Annotated in this window: 15 protein-coding genes; 7 read left to right on the top strand and 8 right to left on the bottom strand. The window is 34.0% G+C overall.

All coding sequences use genetic code 11. The features are described 5' to 3' along the window. Positions 1-3 precede the first annotated feature (3 nt). Positions 4-1470, top strand: a complete 1467-nt coding sequence (locus OZP07_RS16145) for an oligosaccharide flippase family protein (protein WP_194639420.1) — start codon at positions 4-6, stop codon at positions 1468-1470. A 144-nt stretch (positions 1471-1614) separates the two neighbouring features. Here the strand turns inward: OZP07_RS16145 and OZP07_RS16140 are convergent, their stop codons facing one another. Continuing rightward, positions 1615-1785, bottom strand: coding sequence for a hypothetical protein (locus OZP07_RS16140; RefSeq protein WP_281635911.1), 171 nt, complete (start codon positions 1783-1785; stop codon positions 1615-1617). Between the two features lie 218 nt (positions 1786-2003). Between OZP07_RS16140 and OZP07_RS16135 the strand changes: the two genes are divergently transcribed. After that, the gene (locus tag OZP07_RS16135; protein WP_194639419.1) at positions 2004-2300 is read left to right on the top strand and encodes a hypothetical protein; all 297 of its coding nucleotides are present in this window, start codon (positions 2004-2006) and stop codon (positions 2298-2300) included. A 184-nt stretch (positions 2301-2484) separates the two neighbouring features. Here OZP07_RS16135 and uvrA read toward each other — a convergent pair whose 3' ends face one another. Then, positions 2485-5280 carry an excinuclease ABC subunit UvrA gene (gene uvrA, locus OZP07_RS16130; RefSeq protein WP_281635910.1) on the bottom strand — a complete coding sequence of 932 codons (2796 nt, stop codon included), beginning with the start codon at positions 5278-5280 and terminating at the stop codon, positions 2485-2487. 489 nt (positions 5281-5769) lie between these two features. Here uvrA and OZP07_RS16125 point away from each other — a divergent pair, with 489 nt between their 5' ends. Then, a complete protein-coding gene (locus OZP07_RS16125) occupies positions 5770-6354 on the top strand; it encodes an RNA polymerase sigma factor (RefSeq protein ID WP_194639415.1) in 585 nt (194 codons plus the stop codon). A gap of 51 nt (positions 6355-6405) precedes the next feature. Further along, positions 6406-6549, top strand: a complete 144-nt coding sequence (locus OZP07_RS16120; RefSeq protein ID WP_281635909.1) for a hypothetical protein — start codon at positions 6406-6408, stop codon at positions 6547-6549. Positions 6550-6651: 102 nt separating this feature from the next. On the opposite strand, the gene OZP07_RS16115 is transcribed toward OZP07_RS16120, so the two are convergent. Continuing rightward, the gene (locus OZP07_RS16115; protein WP_194639411.1) at positions 6652-7302 is read right to left on the bottom strand and encodes an endonuclease III domain-containing protein; all 651 of its coding nucleotides are present in this window, start codon (positions 7300-7302) and stop codon (positions 6652-6654) included. 134 nt (positions 7303-7436) lie between these two features. On the opposite strand from OZP07_RS16115, the gene bcp reads away from it, so the two are divergent. Continuing rightward, the gene (bcp, locus tag OZP07_RS16110; protein ID WP_281635908.1) at positions 7437-7889 is read left to right on the top strand and encodes a thioredoxin-dependent thiol peroxidase; all 453 of its coding nucleotides are present in this window, start codon (positions 7437-7439) and stop codon (positions 7887-7889) included. 79 nt (positions 7890-7968) lie between these two features. On the opposite strand, the gene OZP07_RS16105 is transcribed toward bcp, so the two are convergent. Then, entirely contained in the window at positions 7969-9432 is a 1464-nt protein-coding gene (locus tag OZP07_RS16105; protein ID WP_194639405.1) for a TonB-dependent receptor, read from the bottom strand. 98 nt (positions 9433-9530) lie between these two features. Here OZP07_RS16105 and OZP07_RS16100 point away from each other — a divergent pair, with 98 nt between their 5' ends. Together OZP07_RS16100 and OZP07_RS16095 are read left to right on the top strand one after the other, a co-directional pair. Continuing rightward, the gene (locus tag OZP07_RS16100; RefSeq protein ID WP_281635907.1) at positions 9531-10295 is read left to right on the top strand and encodes an MBL fold metallo-hydrolase; all 765 of its coding nucleotides are present in this window, start codon (positions 9531-9533) and stop codon (positions 10293-10295) included. A 4-nt stretch (positions 10296-10299) separates the two neighbouring features. Continuing rightward, the gene (locus OZP07_RS16095; protein ID WP_281635906.1) at positions 10300-10800 is read left to right on the top strand and encodes a hypothetical protein; all 501 of its coding nucleotides are present in this window, start codon (positions 10300-10302) and stop codon (positions 10798-10800) included. An 81-nt stretch (positions 10801-10881) separates the two neighbouring features. On the opposite strand, the gene OZP07_RS16090 is transcribed toward OZP07_RS16095, so the two are convergent. The 4 genes from OZP07_RS16090 to OZP07_RS16075 form a co-directional block, all read right to left on the bottom strand. After that, positions 10882-11529, bottom strand: coding sequence for an alpha/beta hydrolase (locus OZP07_RS16090; protein ID WP_194639400.1), 648 nt, complete (start codon positions 11527-11529; stop codon positions 10882-10884). A 40-nt stretch (positions 11530-11569) separates the two neighbouring features. Beyond that, positions 11570-11902 (bottom strand): hypothetical protein, encoded by a 333-nt coding sequence (locus OZP07_RS16085; RefSeq protein ID WP_194639398.1) that lies wholly within the window; start codon positions 11900-11902, stop codon positions 11570-11572. Between the two features lie 51 nt (positions 11903-11953). Then, complete coding sequence (locus OZP07_RS16080; RefSeq protein WP_281635905.1) at positions 11954-13207, bottom strand: dihydroorotase; 1254 nt, start codon at positions 13205-13207, stop codon at positions 11954-11956. A gap of 79 nt (positions 13208-13286) precedes the next feature. After that, positions 13287-15215 (bottom strand): BatA domain-containing protein, encoded by a 1929-nt coding sequence (locus tag OZP07_RS16075; RefSeq protein ID WP_281635904.1) that lies wholly within the window; start codon positions 15213-15215, stop codon positions 13287-13289. Positions 15216-15273: the final 58 nt, after the last annotated feature.

The following is a 15273-nucleotide window of genomic DNA, read 5'->3' as shown; positions in this document are numbered from 1 at the left end:
TTAATGGGTATAGTATTAAATCAGTCATTAAAAAACACTATAATAACATATATCGGTTTTGGAATTGGAGGAATAAGCACTCTTTTTTTATTTCCTCATATTTTAGGTAAAACATTTTATGGATTGTCTAATTATATTTTGTCTTGTGCCAATGTAATAATGCCTTTATTTGCTATTGGTATGCAAAATACATTGGTTAAGTTTTATTCCCAATGCAAAACGGAGAAAGAACGTAATGAGTTTTTATCATTTACTGTATTATTTCCTATTATATTAATTGTCCTGATCATTTTGATTGGTTTATTTTTTTATGATGAGATTTCTTTTTTTGTCACTAAGAAGAATTCAATAGTAAAAGATTTTATCTGGCTGATTCCTTTCATTGGAATTTGTATGGCTTATTTCGAAATTTTTTATGCTTGGGCAAGAGTTCATATGCATTCCGTATTTGGTAATTTCATTAAAGAAGTAGGACTGCGATTGTTTTCGTTAATAGCTCTTTTAGGGATTTATTTTAAATGGATTACAGTGGTCGATTTTATTTATTTGACTGCGGGTATTTACTTTGTGGCTTTTTTGGTAACGATGTTTTATGCATTCCGAATTAAAAAACCAGTTTTTCAGTTTACGATTCCTTATAACGTAAAAGAGATTTTAGAATATACATCGTACATTATTTTATCAGGCAGTGTTGCTAATCTGCTTTTGGATGGTGATAAAATTATGCTTAATCAGTATATGGCGATTGGAAATATTGCTTATTATTCGGTTGCTACATATATAGCTTTGGTGATTTCTGTGCCAAGCCGTGCCATGCATCAGATTGTATATCCAATTACTGCGAAATTAATGCATGAGAATAAGCATGATGAGCTGAATGATTTATATAAAAAAACTTCGATAAACCTTCAAATTGTTGGGGGATTTGTGATGCTTTGTATTTTTGTTAATATCAATCAGCTGTATGAGATTGTACCAAAAGATTATGCAGGCGGAATAGTTGTCGTGTTTATTATTGGGCTTTCAAAATATTTTGATCTGATTTTAGGGAATAACAATGCGATTATTTTTAACTCTAAGTATTATCGCGCAGTATTGTTTTTAGGAGTAGGACTGGTGGTTTTGACAGTTATTTTGAACATGATTTTTATTCCTTTATATGGGATTATAGGTTCTGCATTTGCAACTTTATTATCGATTACTTGTTATAGTGTTGCCAAATTGCTTTTTGTTGTGAAAAGGATGCATTTGTATCCATTTACAAAGCAGACACTTCATTCTATCTGGATAACCTTTATTGTTTTTTTATTGTTTTATTTTTGGAAGTTTCCAATTAGTCCTATTATAGCAATAGTTTTGAAATCTATTCTGGTGACTCTTGTCTATGTATACATTAATTATAAATTTGTAGTTTCTCCTGAAATAAATCAGGCTTTGGATAAAATTATTTTGAAAACCAGAAAAAAATAAATAAAATCCTGTTTCAAAATCAGATTTGTTTTTTATACTGTCGTTTTTGATGTACTCTTTAAAAATGGGTTATTAGAGAAAACTTGATAATACTTTGCTTTAACAGCTTTAAAATATTTTATTATTAAGTTGTGAATTAGTTTTTTATAGTAAATTCTCTTCTTTTGCCGCTTTTAGCGAATGTTTATTTTCCATATTAAAATTAAACTTCATATCAAATCTTGATTTATGCCATTCTTCTTCCTGATTTAAATTACTGGAAAACGAGAATTTAAACTGTTTGTAGAGAATATGTGTATTTCTTGCAATAATCATGTAGGTAAAGTATTGTTTATTTTTTATTGTAAGACATTATAACGATTATTTATGCTTTTCTTAATTTTATTAAAAATATAATTATATGAATATCAGTAACTTGTGTTGTTTTCTTTTTGAATATCACTAAAAGTAGGTATTGCGGAGTTTTAAAATGCATCTTATCTTTGGTGCTAGAAATATGACATAAATCCTTATTAATTTAAATAACAAAAAGAATGAAAAATCATTTTATTAAACCGGATAAATTCAATCTGTTTACAAAAGTTATTGCTGATAAGATTCAAAATGGTTTTGTAGTTATAGAAAAAAACGAAAAAACACCTTTCACGGTATTATATAAAGAAGGCAAAAAAATTAATCACAGTATGAATTTTTTGATTTGCTGTGCTACATTAGGAACATGGTCATTTGCTTGGTTATATATGTCACTTGTTACTGCGAAAGATAAAAAGGTTTTGATTGCGATAGACGAGGAGGGAATTGTTTTTGAGGAAAATTGCTACTTGGGCTAATTTTTTTATACCTGAATAGTTTTTTAAAGATTGATAAGTGTCAATTAAAAAAGTTAACAGCAAGGAATTTAGAATTTTTAGATTGATATAGACACTTTTAGTACAAATATAAAGGGAGTACAAAATAAAGCCATGACATAATAAAATGTTATGGCTTTTTAGCTGGATAAAAGATTGTTATGTTTTAAAGTTTTTCTTTTAGATACTCGGCAATAACAGATTTTTTGTCTTTTATAATTTCTTCCGGTGTTCCTTTAGCTAAGAGCAGTCCGCCGTTTTCTCCTCCTTCTGGACCAAGATCAATTATCCAGTCTGCACATTTGATTAAATCAAGATTATGCTCTATAACCAGTATTGAATGTCCTTTCTCAATTAAGGCATCAAACGAAGCCATTAGTTTTTTGATATCATGAAAATGCAATCCAGTTGTAGGCTCATCAAAAACGAAAAGAGCTTTTTCTTTTATAGTTCCTTTTACTAAAAATGAAGCAAGTTTGATTCGCTGTGCTTCACCGCCAGAAAGTGTAGATGAGGATTGTCCCAGCTGTACGTATCCCAAACCAACATCTTGTAAGGGCTGCAGTTTTTGAGTGATTTTTGTCTGTTTATTTTTTTCGAAGAAAGAAATAGAGTCATCAATTGTCATCGTTAGGATGTCATTGATGTTTTTGCCGTCAAAAAATATTTCTAAAACTTCTTTTTTGAAACGTTTTCCGCTGCAGGTTTCGCAAGGTAATTGGACATCGGCCATGAAAACCATTTCTACGTTTATTGAACCTTCACCTTTGCAGGTTTCGCATCTTCCGCCGTCAACGTTAAAAGAAAAATGTTTGGCTTGGTAGCCTCTTACCTTGGAAAGTTTTTCTTTGGCATATAATTCCCGAATATCATCATAAGCTTTAATATAAGTAACAGGATTAGATCTAGAACTTCTTCCGATAGGATTCTGATCTACATATTCAATATGTTTTATATGCGAAAAAGACCCAGATAATTCGCTAAACTGTCCCGCTTTTTCACCTGCATTATCCAGTTTTTTCTGCATGGCGGGAAAAAGAATTTTCTTGACAAGCGTACTTTTTCCGCTCCCCGAAACTCCTGTAATGACAGTTAAAACGTCGAGAGGGAAGGTAACATCTATATTTTGTAAATTGTTTTCTCTGGCTCCTTTTATTTCGATGAAATTTTTTGATGTTCGTCTTTTCTTTGGAACACTAATTTCGAGTTCACCATTCAAGTATTTTGAGGTTAACGAACTCGATGTAAGGATTTCATCATAAGTGCCCTGTGCAGCCAGATTTCCGCCCAGTGTTCCTGCTTCGGGACCTATGTCAATAATCATGTCAGCTGCTTTCATGATATCTTCATCATGTTCGACAACAATTACTGTATTGCCTAAATCACGCAGTGAAAGCAGTACTTTTATCAATCTTTCTGTGTCCTTTGGATGTAGGCCAATGCTTGGCTCATCTAATATATACATAGATCCTACAAGACTGCTGCCTAGTGAAGTGGCCAGATTGATACGCTGTGATTCGCCCCCGGAAAGTGTTGATGAATTTCGGTTTAATGTTAGATAATTCAATCCTACTTCGGATAAAAAGGATAATCGGTTGTTGATTTCGATTAATAATCTTTTTGCAATCTGCTTTTCATATTCGTCTAATGTAATGTCTTTGAAAAATGCAGCTAAATGCCTGATTGGTAAATCTACTAAATCAGAAACCGTTTTTCCATTTATTTTAACGTATGAAGCCTCTGGTCTCAAACGCTTTCCTTTGCAGACATGACATTTAGTTTTACCTCTGTAACGGGAAAGCATTACTCGGTTCTGGATCTTATAATTTTTCTCTTCGAGTTCTTTAAAAAAGTCATTCAGCCCCTGAAAATATTTATTTCCTGTCCAAATCAGTTCCTTTTGTTCTTCAGTCAGCTGGAAGTAAGGTTTATGAATAGGGAAATCAAATTTATAGGCATGGTTTACTAATTCGTCCCTAAACCAGCTCATGCTTTCACCTCTCCATGGAAATATGGCATTTTCAAAAATAGAAAGTGAAGTATTTGGAATAACTAATTCACTGTCGATTCCAATAATATTTCCGTAGCCTTCACAGGCAGGACAGGCACCGTAAGGATTATTGAAACTAAACAGATGTACGTTCGGTTCGAGAAAAGTAATACCGTCCAATTCAAAATTATTAGAAAACGAAAGTCTTTTATCCGTGTTTAATTCCTGTAAATAGCAGATACCTTTACCTTCAAAAAAAGCAGTCTGCACAGCATCCGATAATCGGTTGTAGAATTCTTCTTCATCTTTTACGATAATCCTGTCAATAACAAGTAATATATCTTTATGGTCTAATGAATGTTGATTTTCTGCTGTAAAATCATCCAAACGAATCATTTCATTGTTGATCAGAATCCTTGCAAATCCTTGCTGCAGTAATACTTTCAGTTTGTCTTCTAGCTGTCTTCCTTCTTCGAGATGAATAGGTGCGAGGAGGAGCCATCTGCTGTCTAATTCAAATTTTTTTACTTCACTGACAACATCGGTAACCGTATTTTTTTTGACCTCTTGCCCTGAAACAGGGGAATAAGTTCTTCCTATTCGGGCAAATAATAATTTTATGTAATCATATATTTCAGTCGAAGTTCCTACAGTAGAACGTGCATTAGTGGTATTTACTTTTTGCTCAATAGCAATAGCAGGAGCAATTCCTTTAATGTATTCTACTTTTGGTTTGTCCAAACGGCCCAAGAATTGTCTGGCGTAGGAAGACAGACTTTCTACATAACGGCGCTGTCCTTCGGCATACAAAGTATCGAATGCTAAACTGGATTTTCCCGAACCGGAAAGCCCTGTAATAACAACGAGTTTATTTCTGGGAATTGCTACATCTACATTTTTTAAATTATGTACTTGTGCTCCTTTTATTATGATGTTCTTCTTTGGATCGAGTTTGGAAATGTCAGCTGGCATACTAAAAATGAATTTTCACAAAAGTACTCAATTTTAGTATGACTGTCTCTAAAGAATTAGAATCAAAACTTACTTTTAAGTATGTATTTGTTCTGAAGTCTATATTTGATGCTTGTCAAATTAATGTCAAGCTGTTTTTTAAAACAGTTAAAAAAAGATAGATTTTTTTATGAGAAGCTATTAAATTTTTTTCGAAATAGAAATTGTTTTTTGCTTGTTGTATAATGTCTAAAAAAATTATGAAGCTTCTGTTTATCCAGCTTATTTTGATGTAAAACAATGTTTTGTCTTTTTTTATCAAGTGTAATTTGTTAAAAAAAGAAGTTTTAATTTTTAAAAATGATATTTATCATCTTTTTTCTTGCTTCTTTTAATAAAAAATTGTTAAATTTGACAAATGTTTAACTTTATTAAAACTTTGTAAGCCTATAGCATAGAACTACTTTTTAGAAAGACTACCCCCAAGAATTAACCTAAAAAGGAATAGCTATGGCAATTATACAAAAAACAGATGCTTTATTAGTAAAGGATTATATGGCTGGTGATGAAAATGCATTGGCTGTATTAATAAGAAGACATGAATCCAAAGTGTTTGGATTTATCTATTCTAAAGTTTCAGATAAAGATGTTTCCAATGACATTTTTCAAGATACTTTTATCAAAGTAATCAAAACCTTAAAGCTAAATTCGTATAACGAAGAAGGAAAATTTCTGCCTTGGGTGATGCGTATTGCCCACAACTTAATCATTGATCATTTTAGAAAATTAAAAAAGATGCCGCTGTACCGAGAGACAGAGGAATTTTCTATTTTTTCTATAATGTCTGATAATTCTCTTACTGTCGAAAATCAAATCATAGCAGATCAAGTCGAAGTTGATATCCGCAGACTTGTTGATGAGCTTCCTTTGGACCAAAAAGAGGTTTTAATCATGCGTATGTATCAGGATATGAGTTTTAAAGAAATTTCTGAAACCACAGGTGTTAGTATCAATACAGCTTTGGGAAGAATGCGGTATGCCATAATGAATTTGAGAAAAATTATCGACAAGCATCAAGTTATTTTGACTAACTGACAATAAATGACAGATTCCTCCGTTGTAATATAAAATAAAATTTATATTCATATGGAAAAGAATTACTCTAAAGAATTGAAAATTACTAAAAAAATGAAACCTGATAAAGAAGTTGTTTCTTTTTTATTAAACTACTCTAAAGCATTGAAAATGGTTAAAATAGAGAAGAAGGTTTTTGAAATTATAGCAAATTAATTCTTGCAAGTAAAAAGTGTTTCAATCTGTATGGGCTGAAACAAGTGCAAATTTCACTAGTTTATTTATGAAACTAGTGAAATTTGTTGTTTATAATTGCGATTATTTTTTTGCAAACTCATCCAAAACTGATTTTCTGCCAATTGTTTTGGTGATAATATCTTTCTCCAGACTCCAGCCTCTTGCCGGCGAATATTCGCGTCCGTACCAAATAATCTGAAGGTGAAGATCATTCCATAATTCTTCAGGGAAAATACGTTTGGCATCTTTTTCAGTCTGAACTACATTTTTGCCATTAGTCAGATTCCAGCGGTACATCAACCGATGAATATGGGTGTCAACTGGAAAAGCCGGTACTCCAAAAGCCTGTGACATCACCACACTCGCTGTTTTATGCCCCACTGCAGGCAATTCTTCGAGAGCCTCAAAACTTTGTGGTACCTGCCCATTGTGTTTTTCGATCAAAATTTGGGACAATCCATGGATTCCTTTCGATTTCATTGGAGACAGACCACAGGGACGAATAATTTCTTTGATTTCCTCAATAGACATTTTGATCATATCATACGGATTGTCGGCTTTGGCAAAAAGTAAAGGCGTGATTTGGTTCACGCGTACGTCTGTACATTGAGCCGAAAGCAAAACTGCAATTAATAAAGTATATGGGTCTTTGTGGTCTAGCGGAATCGGGATAGTTGGGTATAACTCGTTTAAGGTATTTATAACAAATGTTACGCGTTCTTGTTTGGTCATTTTTTCTCTAAGTTACTAAGATTCTAAGTGGCTAAGTTACTAAGTTTTTAAAATTAAACTAAAGAACATTCTTCATATTAACTCTAAATAATCTTAGTAACTTAGCAACTTAGTAACTTAGAATCTTAAAACGAATGACAACATTGCAAAAAGGAGATAAGGCACCTCAATTTTCAGGTGTTGACCAAGACGGAAAGTCACGTCAATTATCAGATTATAAAGGAAAAAAATTAGTTGTATTTTTTTATCCTAAAGCTTCTACACCAGGCTGTACTACAGAAGCTTGTGATTTAAGAGATAATTTTGAGCGTTTTCAGGCTAATAATTATGCTCTTTTGGGTGTAAGTGCCGATAGTGCAAAAGCGCAGGCTAAATTTAAGGATAAGTATGAATTTCCTTTTCCATTACTGGCTGATGAGGACAAATCGGTGATAAATGCTTTTGGTGTCTGGGGACCAAAAAAGTTTATGGGAAAAGAATACGACGGCATTCACAGAACTACTTTTGTGATAGACGAAAACGGAATCATTGAAGATGTTATCACCGCTGTGAAGACAAAAGAACATGCAGGGCAGATTTTGGGATAATTTTATTCAAAAGATGTCATTTTACAATTAAAAAAATCCAAGAAAGAAATTTTCTTGGATTTTTTTAAGCTATTAACCTCTATTTACTCGTTTCTAAAAGCGGATTGGACTGATAGCCAAAAAGACCTTTTTCTTTAATGATTTCTGGAACTCCTGGTGGCAGCATTGGTTCCCATCCTGGTTTTCCGGCACTAATCATTTTTAATACTTCACGGGAGAATACTTCCAGGATTTCTGGATTATAATCTTCGATATCAACTACTTTTCCATTAAATTTAAAGAATTTGTATAATTCTTTCATTCTTGGATGTACTTTTAGATTTTTGGAAGTAATGATTTCTCCTTCTTCCCCCAGCATTGGGTACAAAAAGACTTTCATGTCGCGGTAAAATAATTTACCAAAGGCTTCCAGTATTCCGCCGCTCAGATGACGGTAATATTTTTCGTCAAATATGTCTACTAAGTTGTTGACACCCATTGAAAGCCCCATTCTGGCTTTGGTATAATTGGAGAAATATTCGACTACTTTATAATATTCCTGAAAATTAGAGATCATTACCGTTTGTCCCAATGAACATAGCAGTTCGGCACGGTCCATGAAATCTCTTTCGTCAATTTCTCCGTCAGATCGGAGGTTAGATAATGTGATTTCGAAAATAACCAAGGTGTTTTCTTTCTCTACTTTGTTCTCTTCCAGAAACATTTTCAGGGATTCTTTGTACATGTCCATGTTTACCTTAGTAACCGGACGGAAACTTCCTCTAAAAGCAAGGATGTTTTTTTTGTAAAGAACTGCAGCCGGCAGGACATTTTTGCCTTTTGGATTGAACATTACGGCATCAGTCATTCCGTTTTTTACCAATTGTAAACTCATCAGACGATTGTCAACATCGGCAAAACGAGGACCTGAAAAGTTAATAGTATCAATTTCTAATTGGTCTTTGTCAAGGTGGTCATATAAATAACGGAGTAATTTTTTTGGATCATTGTATTTGTAGAAGGCACCATAAATAAGGTTAACTCCTAAAACTCCTAGTGTTTCCTGCTGTAATCGGGAATCAGTTTCTTTGAAACGGATATGGATGATAATTTCGTTATAGTCTTCGGCTGGATCCAGCTGGTATCGGATTCCAACCCAGCCATGGCCTTTAAATTGTTTTGCAAAATCTATGGTAGCAACTGTATTAGCGTAACTGAAAAACATTTTGTTAGGATGTTTTGTCCGGCTTAACCGTTCTTCGATTAATTCTCCTTCAAAAGTCAGCATTTTTTTTAATCTGCTTTCAGTTACATAGCGGCCGTCTTCCTCAGTTCCATAAACAGCATCGCTAAAATCTTTATCGTAAGCAGACATTGCTTTTGCAATTGTTCCAGAAGATCCGCCTGATCTAAAAAAATGTCTGACTGTTTCCTGACCAGCTCCAATTTCAGCAAAAGTTCCGTATATGTTTTCGTTAAGATTAATACGAAGTGCTTTATCTTTGAGGGAAGGAATCTGCTCGATAACCTTGTCTCCTTTTAGTTTTATCTGTTTGGCTTCCATTTTTTTTATTTAAATTCGGCAATTATGTTACAAAGTTAATTAATTAGGCTCTTAATGAAAGAGAAATTAATCCTATTTTTGTAAAAAAAACGAAGCAATTGAAGGTATATTTTTTAGGTACTGGTACGTCTCAGGGAATTCCAATTATTGGGATTGATCATGAAGTTTGCAAAAGCACTGATTTTAAGGATAAAAGACTACGGGTTTCCGTTTGGATTACATGGGAAGACCACTCTTATGTAATCGATTGCGGACCCGATTTTAGACAGCAGATGCTTTCGTCGAATTGCCGGAAATTAGACGGAATCCTGTTTACGCATGAACATGCTGACCACACAGCCGGTTTGGATGACATTCGTCCTTTTAATTTTAAGCAGGGAGCCATTCCGATATATGCTCATAAAAGAGTACTTACCGATATCGAAAAGCGCTTCAGTTATATATTCGAAACGGTGAATAGATATCCGGGAGCACCTTCAGTAAAAACTTTTGAGATTGAAAATAATATGCCTTTTTCAATAGGCAGCAAAACTGCTGTTCCAGTAAGTGTCTGGCATGGTGATCTGCAGGTCTTTGGTTTTAGAATCGATGATTTTGCTTATTTAACAGATGTAAAAACCATTGATAAAGAGGAAACAGCGAAGCTGAAGGGACTCAAGGTTTTAGTTGTTAATGCATTGCGGGAACAGCCTCATGATACACATTTTAATTTGCAGGAAGCCCTTGATTTTATAGCTTTGCTGAAACCTGAAAAAGCTTATCTTACACATATTAGCCACATGCTTGGTTTTCACGAGGAAGTTCAAAAAAAGCTGCCTGACAATGTTTTTCTGGCCTATGATAATTTAGAAATTACAATTTAATACAATGAAAAAATCACTACTCCTTTATGCTTTAATTTTGTCTTTAGTTTTTAATGTTTATACCTATATGTATTTGAGCAAAGAAGTAACTTTTGAGCAGGATAAATATAAAAAATCAACCACTAAATTAAAAGACAGTGTGCAGGCGGTTACCAATAAAATGGCTGATATAAATTATTTTTCTTTAGAGAAAAATGAAAATGCACAAAATTATTTTGAATCGGCTAAGTCTGATAAAATCAGAAATCATGAGACTTTAATTCCTTACGTTACCGAGCAGCTTCTGGATTTAAATGCCAATCCAAAAGGGAATCCTTATACTGGTCAAGTGCAGTTAGGAGCTAATAAATTTTCGATTAATAAAGTAAAAGTACTGAACCACCGATGGATAATTGCTGATTACAGTGATGGCGAATACTGGGGCGAAGTGCTGCTGAAATATTTCATCAATGATGATGAAAGCGTTTCTTTCGAAATAATCCAATCGGTTATTTATCAGAAATAAAAAAAAACACCGCAAATTCGCAGATTATTACAATTGAAAGTCATTTAAAAAATTTGCGAATTTGCGGGCAAGAAATAAATATTAATTTTCAGTTATCCAATTCTTGAAATCAAAAAAGTTTTGCGGTGCCACACCGTGGCCTACGGGATATTCTTTGTAAGTGATGGCTACCCCTAATTTTTCTAAAATTCCGGGCGTTTTTCTAGCCCATTCCACTGGAATTACCTGGTCGGCTGTTCCGTGGGAAGCAAATATTTTAAGTTTGCTTAAATTGTTTTTCAAGTAATCTTCCGCAACGATTTCCAAATTGAGGTAACCGCTCATAGCAACTACTTTGTTCACTTTTTCTGGATAGGAAAGTGCCACCGCATAACTCAAAATAGAACCCTGGCTAAAACCAATTAGAGTTACTTCATTGGTATCAATAGGGTAACTGGCTGTCAATTCATCAATAAATCCAGCAATAATATCTCTTGAAATCCGGGCTTGGTCGTTGTCCGAAAATTTGTTTTGGTCAGCATCAAAATTAATGGCATACCAGGCATAACTGCCGTATTGTAAATCATAAGGTGCTCGAGCAGATATGATGTAATATTCGTTCTGCAGTTCGCTGGCAAAGGAAAATAAATCCGATTCATTACTGCCATAGCCGTGAAGCAGAATCAATACAGGGTTTTTGTCAAGTATGACTTTGGGTTCACGTATTTTATATTCTAAAGATAGATTCATTTTTTTAGTAATCAGTGTTCAGTTTTGACTATTTGATTTTTTACGAGATGCTTTTAAGCCATTTTTGAAAATATTCACCAAGCAGCGGAACCGGTTTTGTTTCGCCTTTTATTGCGCTAAATATTCCATAAGTCCATAAAACAGAAATGAAAATCCACATAGGAGCAGAAATCATAAGGCTGTCAAAATTGCCTATGATTAATCCCAATGAAAAAAAAGTAATTGTGAGTCCTAATCCCTGGCGGATATGAAAAGAAGCAAATTCGTTTTTGTCTTCTCCGCTATTCATGGACATGGCAATAAATACGCCAATTCCTAAAATATAGCTGGTGATTGCGGTTGTTTTTCCAGCTTCGATTGTATTATTGTTCATTTTTGTATGAATTAGGCTTGACAGGTTTTAAAAACTTGTCAGGTCTTGTTTTTATCCTAAAATTAATTTCCCTTGGTTCAAAATCCCGTATGCTTTTCCTTTTAGAGCGGTGCCAAGGAATGCTGAGTTTTTGGATTTTGAAAGTATATTTTCATTTGTGAAAACACTATTGCCTTCGGGGTTGAATAAAGAAATATTGGCAGTTTCTCCTTCGCTGATGCTGTGGTTTGGAATACCGAAAACTGCTTTTCCAGCGGTGAATTTTTCAATTACCGTTTCTAGCGGAAGTACGGTCATCAAAGCTCCGAAAGCGCTTTCTAAACCAATAGTTCCGTTTTTAGCCAAATCAAATTCCATTTTTTTATGTTCAATATCGATTGGATTGTGGTCAGAAGTGATTAAATCGATGGTTCCGTCAAGGACTCCATTAATCAATTCCTGTCTGTCACTTTCTGTTTTTAGCGGCGGGGTTACTTTATATCTAGTATCAAATTCTTCCAGTTTTTCATCGGTTAAAACCAAATGATGTACGCTTACACTACACGTTACGTTCAATCCTTTTGCTTTAGCTTCTTTAATCATTTGGACTGATTTTGGAGAGGAAACAGTCGGAATGTGCATTTTGCCGCCGGTGTATTCCAATAAAAATAAGTTTCTGGCAATTTGAAGTTCTTCGGCCAAATCTGGGATTCCTTTCAGTCCCAATCTTGTGGAAACAATTCCCTCATTGGCAACGCCGTTACCTTTTATTTTTTCGTCCTGTGCAAAAGCAATAACCAGTCCGTCAAAATCCTGTACATATTGCAGGGCTATTTTCAGCAGATTGGCATTATCCAGACTTTTAGCATAATCACCAAAAGCCACCGCACCAGAGTTTTTCATATCATACAGTTCAGCCATATCTTTACTCTCGCTTCCTTTGGTTAAAGCTCCAATTGGGTAAAGTTCTGTGGCAGAACCATTAGCCTTGTTTTTTACAAAATTAACCTGCGCCTGATTGTCTATAATAGGGAAAGAGTTGGGCTGCAGTGCAATTCCCGTAAAACCGCTTTTTCCTGCAGTTTCTAGTCCGTTTGCGATGGTTTCTCTGTCTTCAAAACCAGGTTCTCCAAGGGAAACACTGCTGTCGAACCATCCTTGTGAAATATGAAGATTTTCTAATTTCAGTTCTTCAAGATTGTCTGTATTTGGAAGTGCCGTTCCTATTTTTTTAATAAAACCATCTGCAATTAAAAGATCTACAGTCTGATTATGAAAAGGACTTTTCGAATCAATAATTTTGGCACTTCGGATGATTATTTTCATATGTAGGGAATTTACTTTAATTGAAATAATAAAAAAATATGTTTATAACATTAGAACTTAATTTCTTAATGGTAAAAAATTATTTCATGAACTTGATAACTGCCATTTCCAATGCTAAAAATAACATCGCAAAGATAATAAACCATTTCCAAATCTGATTGTCTGTCCGGCTGGTTTGTAAGGTGTCAAAAATCGTTGCGATTGAATCGCTGGTTTTATATCCGGATAGGAGGTTATCGTTTATCTGATCGAGATTGCTCTCGGTTCTTGGGTAATTGAAGCTGATGTTTTCTATTGGATTTTTGGAATCGTAAATCGTGTAATTACCTGCTTTTTCAGGATAGTCATTAAAGAATAATTGTACTTTATTATTCAGTAACTGCTGTACTGGAATAAATTGTTCCTCCTGATTTTTTACAGTCAGAATTTCATCTTTGGACAATAAAACAGAAACAAGATAGGAACTGCTGTTGCCAATTATATTGGCGTTTATGCCGTTATTTAACTGGCTCAAAGCCATTTTGTAAAATACGGGAACAATCAAAGGTGACTGCTGAAAATTGGAATTTGAAATATTTATCGGTGCAGAAAATACATAAACTGAGGAAACGGCATTTCGGATTCCCGTTAAAAACGGAGATTGATCCTCAAAATTTAAAACCGCAGGACTTGTACCCGAAACAGTGAATTCTTTTTTCGTTTTTGGATATTGAAAATTATTGGTCTTACTTTCGAAAACACCTGCAAATAATGGATGGCTGAAATTGATTTTGGTAATCAGTTTTTCGTTTGTTTCTAATGATTGAAATTGTGTAGTGCCAAATTGGTTCAGCAGCGTATTTAAATTCGAAATTGAAGCCGTTTCAGATGGAATTACAATCAGATTTCCGCCTTTGTTTACAAATGATTTTAATGTAGTCTGCAGAGCCTGCGGAATTTCATCAAGCTCGTTCAAAATAATAGCGTCCTGTTTTTCTATGCTGTTATAATCCAAAGTGTTCAGCGCAAATGAATTATAATTAAATTCGTCATTAGTGTAAATTCTGGAGAGGAAATTGTTTTTTTCTGGAGTTCCAATGCTGATGATGTTCGTTTTTTTAATTTTTGAAATACTAAAAAACAACTTGTTGTCATAAGTCAAGTCATTGTCTTCTATCGAAACGTATCCATGAAAAGCCTGTTTTGGAATCGTGAAATTGATGGTTTCCTTTTTGTTTTTAAAATTGATAATTGTTTTAGCAGCCAATTTGTTTTGGTTGTACAAAGCCACAGAAATGGGTTTGAAATCATCACTGTAATTTGTTGTGTTGATACTTAATTCGTAAAAATCATCAAGTGTCTGGCGGATAAATACACTATCGATTGACACGTTATTTTTTTGTTCCGCTTTTGGAATAATAAAATACGGAATGTTATCGGTTCCAATGTTTTTTAACTGGTTTACCGTTAAGCCAACCGCATCGGTAATGATAACGATGTCTTTTTTGAAAGCTGATTTATGCGCTTTTACCTTTGCGAGAATATTATCCAATTGAAAAGGAACTGCGCTGTATTTTAGATTTTGCAGTTCGCTTCGAATGGTCTTTATATCGGTATTCCAATAGTTTTCATTATTGGTAAGCAAAGAAAAATCGGCACTTTCAGGTGTTTCTTCCAGCAGTTCCTGAACGGCACGTTTTAGCAGTTCGCCTTTTTTTCCTTTGGCCTGCATACTAAACGAATTATCGAGTATAATGTACATTTCGTTGCTGGCATTTTTACTGTCTTTGGATTCAAAAAAAGGCTGTGCAAACGCAAGAATAATAAACGCAAGTAAAAGCAGCCGGCACGCCAAAAGCAGCCATTTTTTAATTTTGGAGCTTTTTCGGGTCTGAATCGAAAGAGCTTTCAGAAAACGGACATTGGTGAAATATTCTTTTTTAAAACGCCTTAATTGAAATAAATGCACCAAAACTGGAACAATCAATAAGAACAAAAAATATAGAATTTCGGGGTGTTTAAAATGCATTCTGAGATTTTGTTTGCTTCACGGAGTTAATGAAAATGGGCTTCGCCGAATTTTGTGA

The sequence above is a fragment of the Flavobacterium marginilacus genome (assembly GCF_026870155.1).
GTDB classification, from domain to species: Bacteria; Bacteroidota; Bacteroidia; order Flavobacteriales; family Flavobacteriaceae; genus Flavobacterium; species Flavobacterium marginilacus.
Note: the sequence above shows the minus strand (reverse complement) of the source record. Positions and strands in the feature narration are given on the sequence as shown.

What these genes read in the sequence shown, in the direction of transcription:
- OZP07_RS16145 (WP_194639420.1), top strand. Translation starts at nt 4, where the DNA reads ATGGGTATAGTATTAAATCAGTCATTAAAAAACACTATAATAACATAT.
- OZP07_RS16140 (WP_281635911.1), bottom strand. Translation starts at nt 1,785, where the DNA reads ATGATTATTGCAAGAAATACACATATTCTCTACAAACAGTTTAAATTC.
- OZP07_RS16135 (WP_194639419.1), top strand. Translation starts at nt 2,004, where the DNA reads ATGAAAAATCATTTTATTAAACCGGATAAATTCAATCTGTTTACAAAA.
- uvrA (WP_281635910.1), bottom strand. Translation starts at nt 5,280, where the DNA reads ATGCCAGCTGACATTTCCAAACTCGATCCAAAGAAGAACATCATAATA.
- OZP07_RS16125 (WP_194639415.1), top strand. Translation starts at nt 5,770, where the DNA reads ATGGCAATTATACAAAAAACAGATGCTTTATTAGTAAAGGATTATATG.
- OZP07_RS16120 (WP_281635909.1), top strand. Translation starts at nt 6,406, where the DNA reads ATGGAAAAGAATTACTCTAAAGAATTGAAAATTACTAAAAAAATGAAA.
- OZP07_RS16115 (WP_194639411.1), bottom strand. Translation starts at nt 7,302, where the DNA reads ATGACCAAACAAGAACGCGTAACATTTGTTATAAATACCTTAAACGAG.
- bcp (WP_281635908.1), top strand. Translation starts at nt 7,437, where the DNA reads ATGACAACATTGCAAAAAGGAGATAAGGCACCTCAATTTTCAGGTGTT.
- OZP07_RS16105 (WP_194639405.1), bottom strand. Translation starts at nt 9,432, where the DNA reads ATGGAAGCCAAACAGATAAAACTAAAAGGAGACAAGGTTATCGAGCAG.
- OZP07_RS16095 (WP_281635906.1), top strand. Translation starts at nt 10,300, where the DNA reads ATGAAAAAATCACTACTCCTTTATGCTTTAATTTTGTCTTTAGTTTTT.
- OZP07_RS16090 (WP_194639400.1), bottom strand. Translation starts at nt 11,529, where the DNA reads ATGAATCTATCTTTAGAATATAAAATACGTGAACCCAAAGTCATACTT.
- OZP07_RS16085 (WP_194639398.1), bottom strand. Translation starts at nt 11,902, where the DNA reads ATGAACAATAATACAATCGAAGCTGGAAAAACAACCGCAATCACCAGC.
- OZP07_RS16080 (WP_281635905.1), bottom strand. Translation starts at nt 13,207, where the DNA reads ATGAAAATAATCATCCGAAGTGCCAAAATTATTGATTCGAAAAGTCCT.
- OZP07_RS16075 (WP_281635904.1), bottom strand. Translation starts at nt 15,215, where the DNA reads ATGCATTTTAAACACCCCGAAATTCTATATTTTTTGTTCTTATTGATT.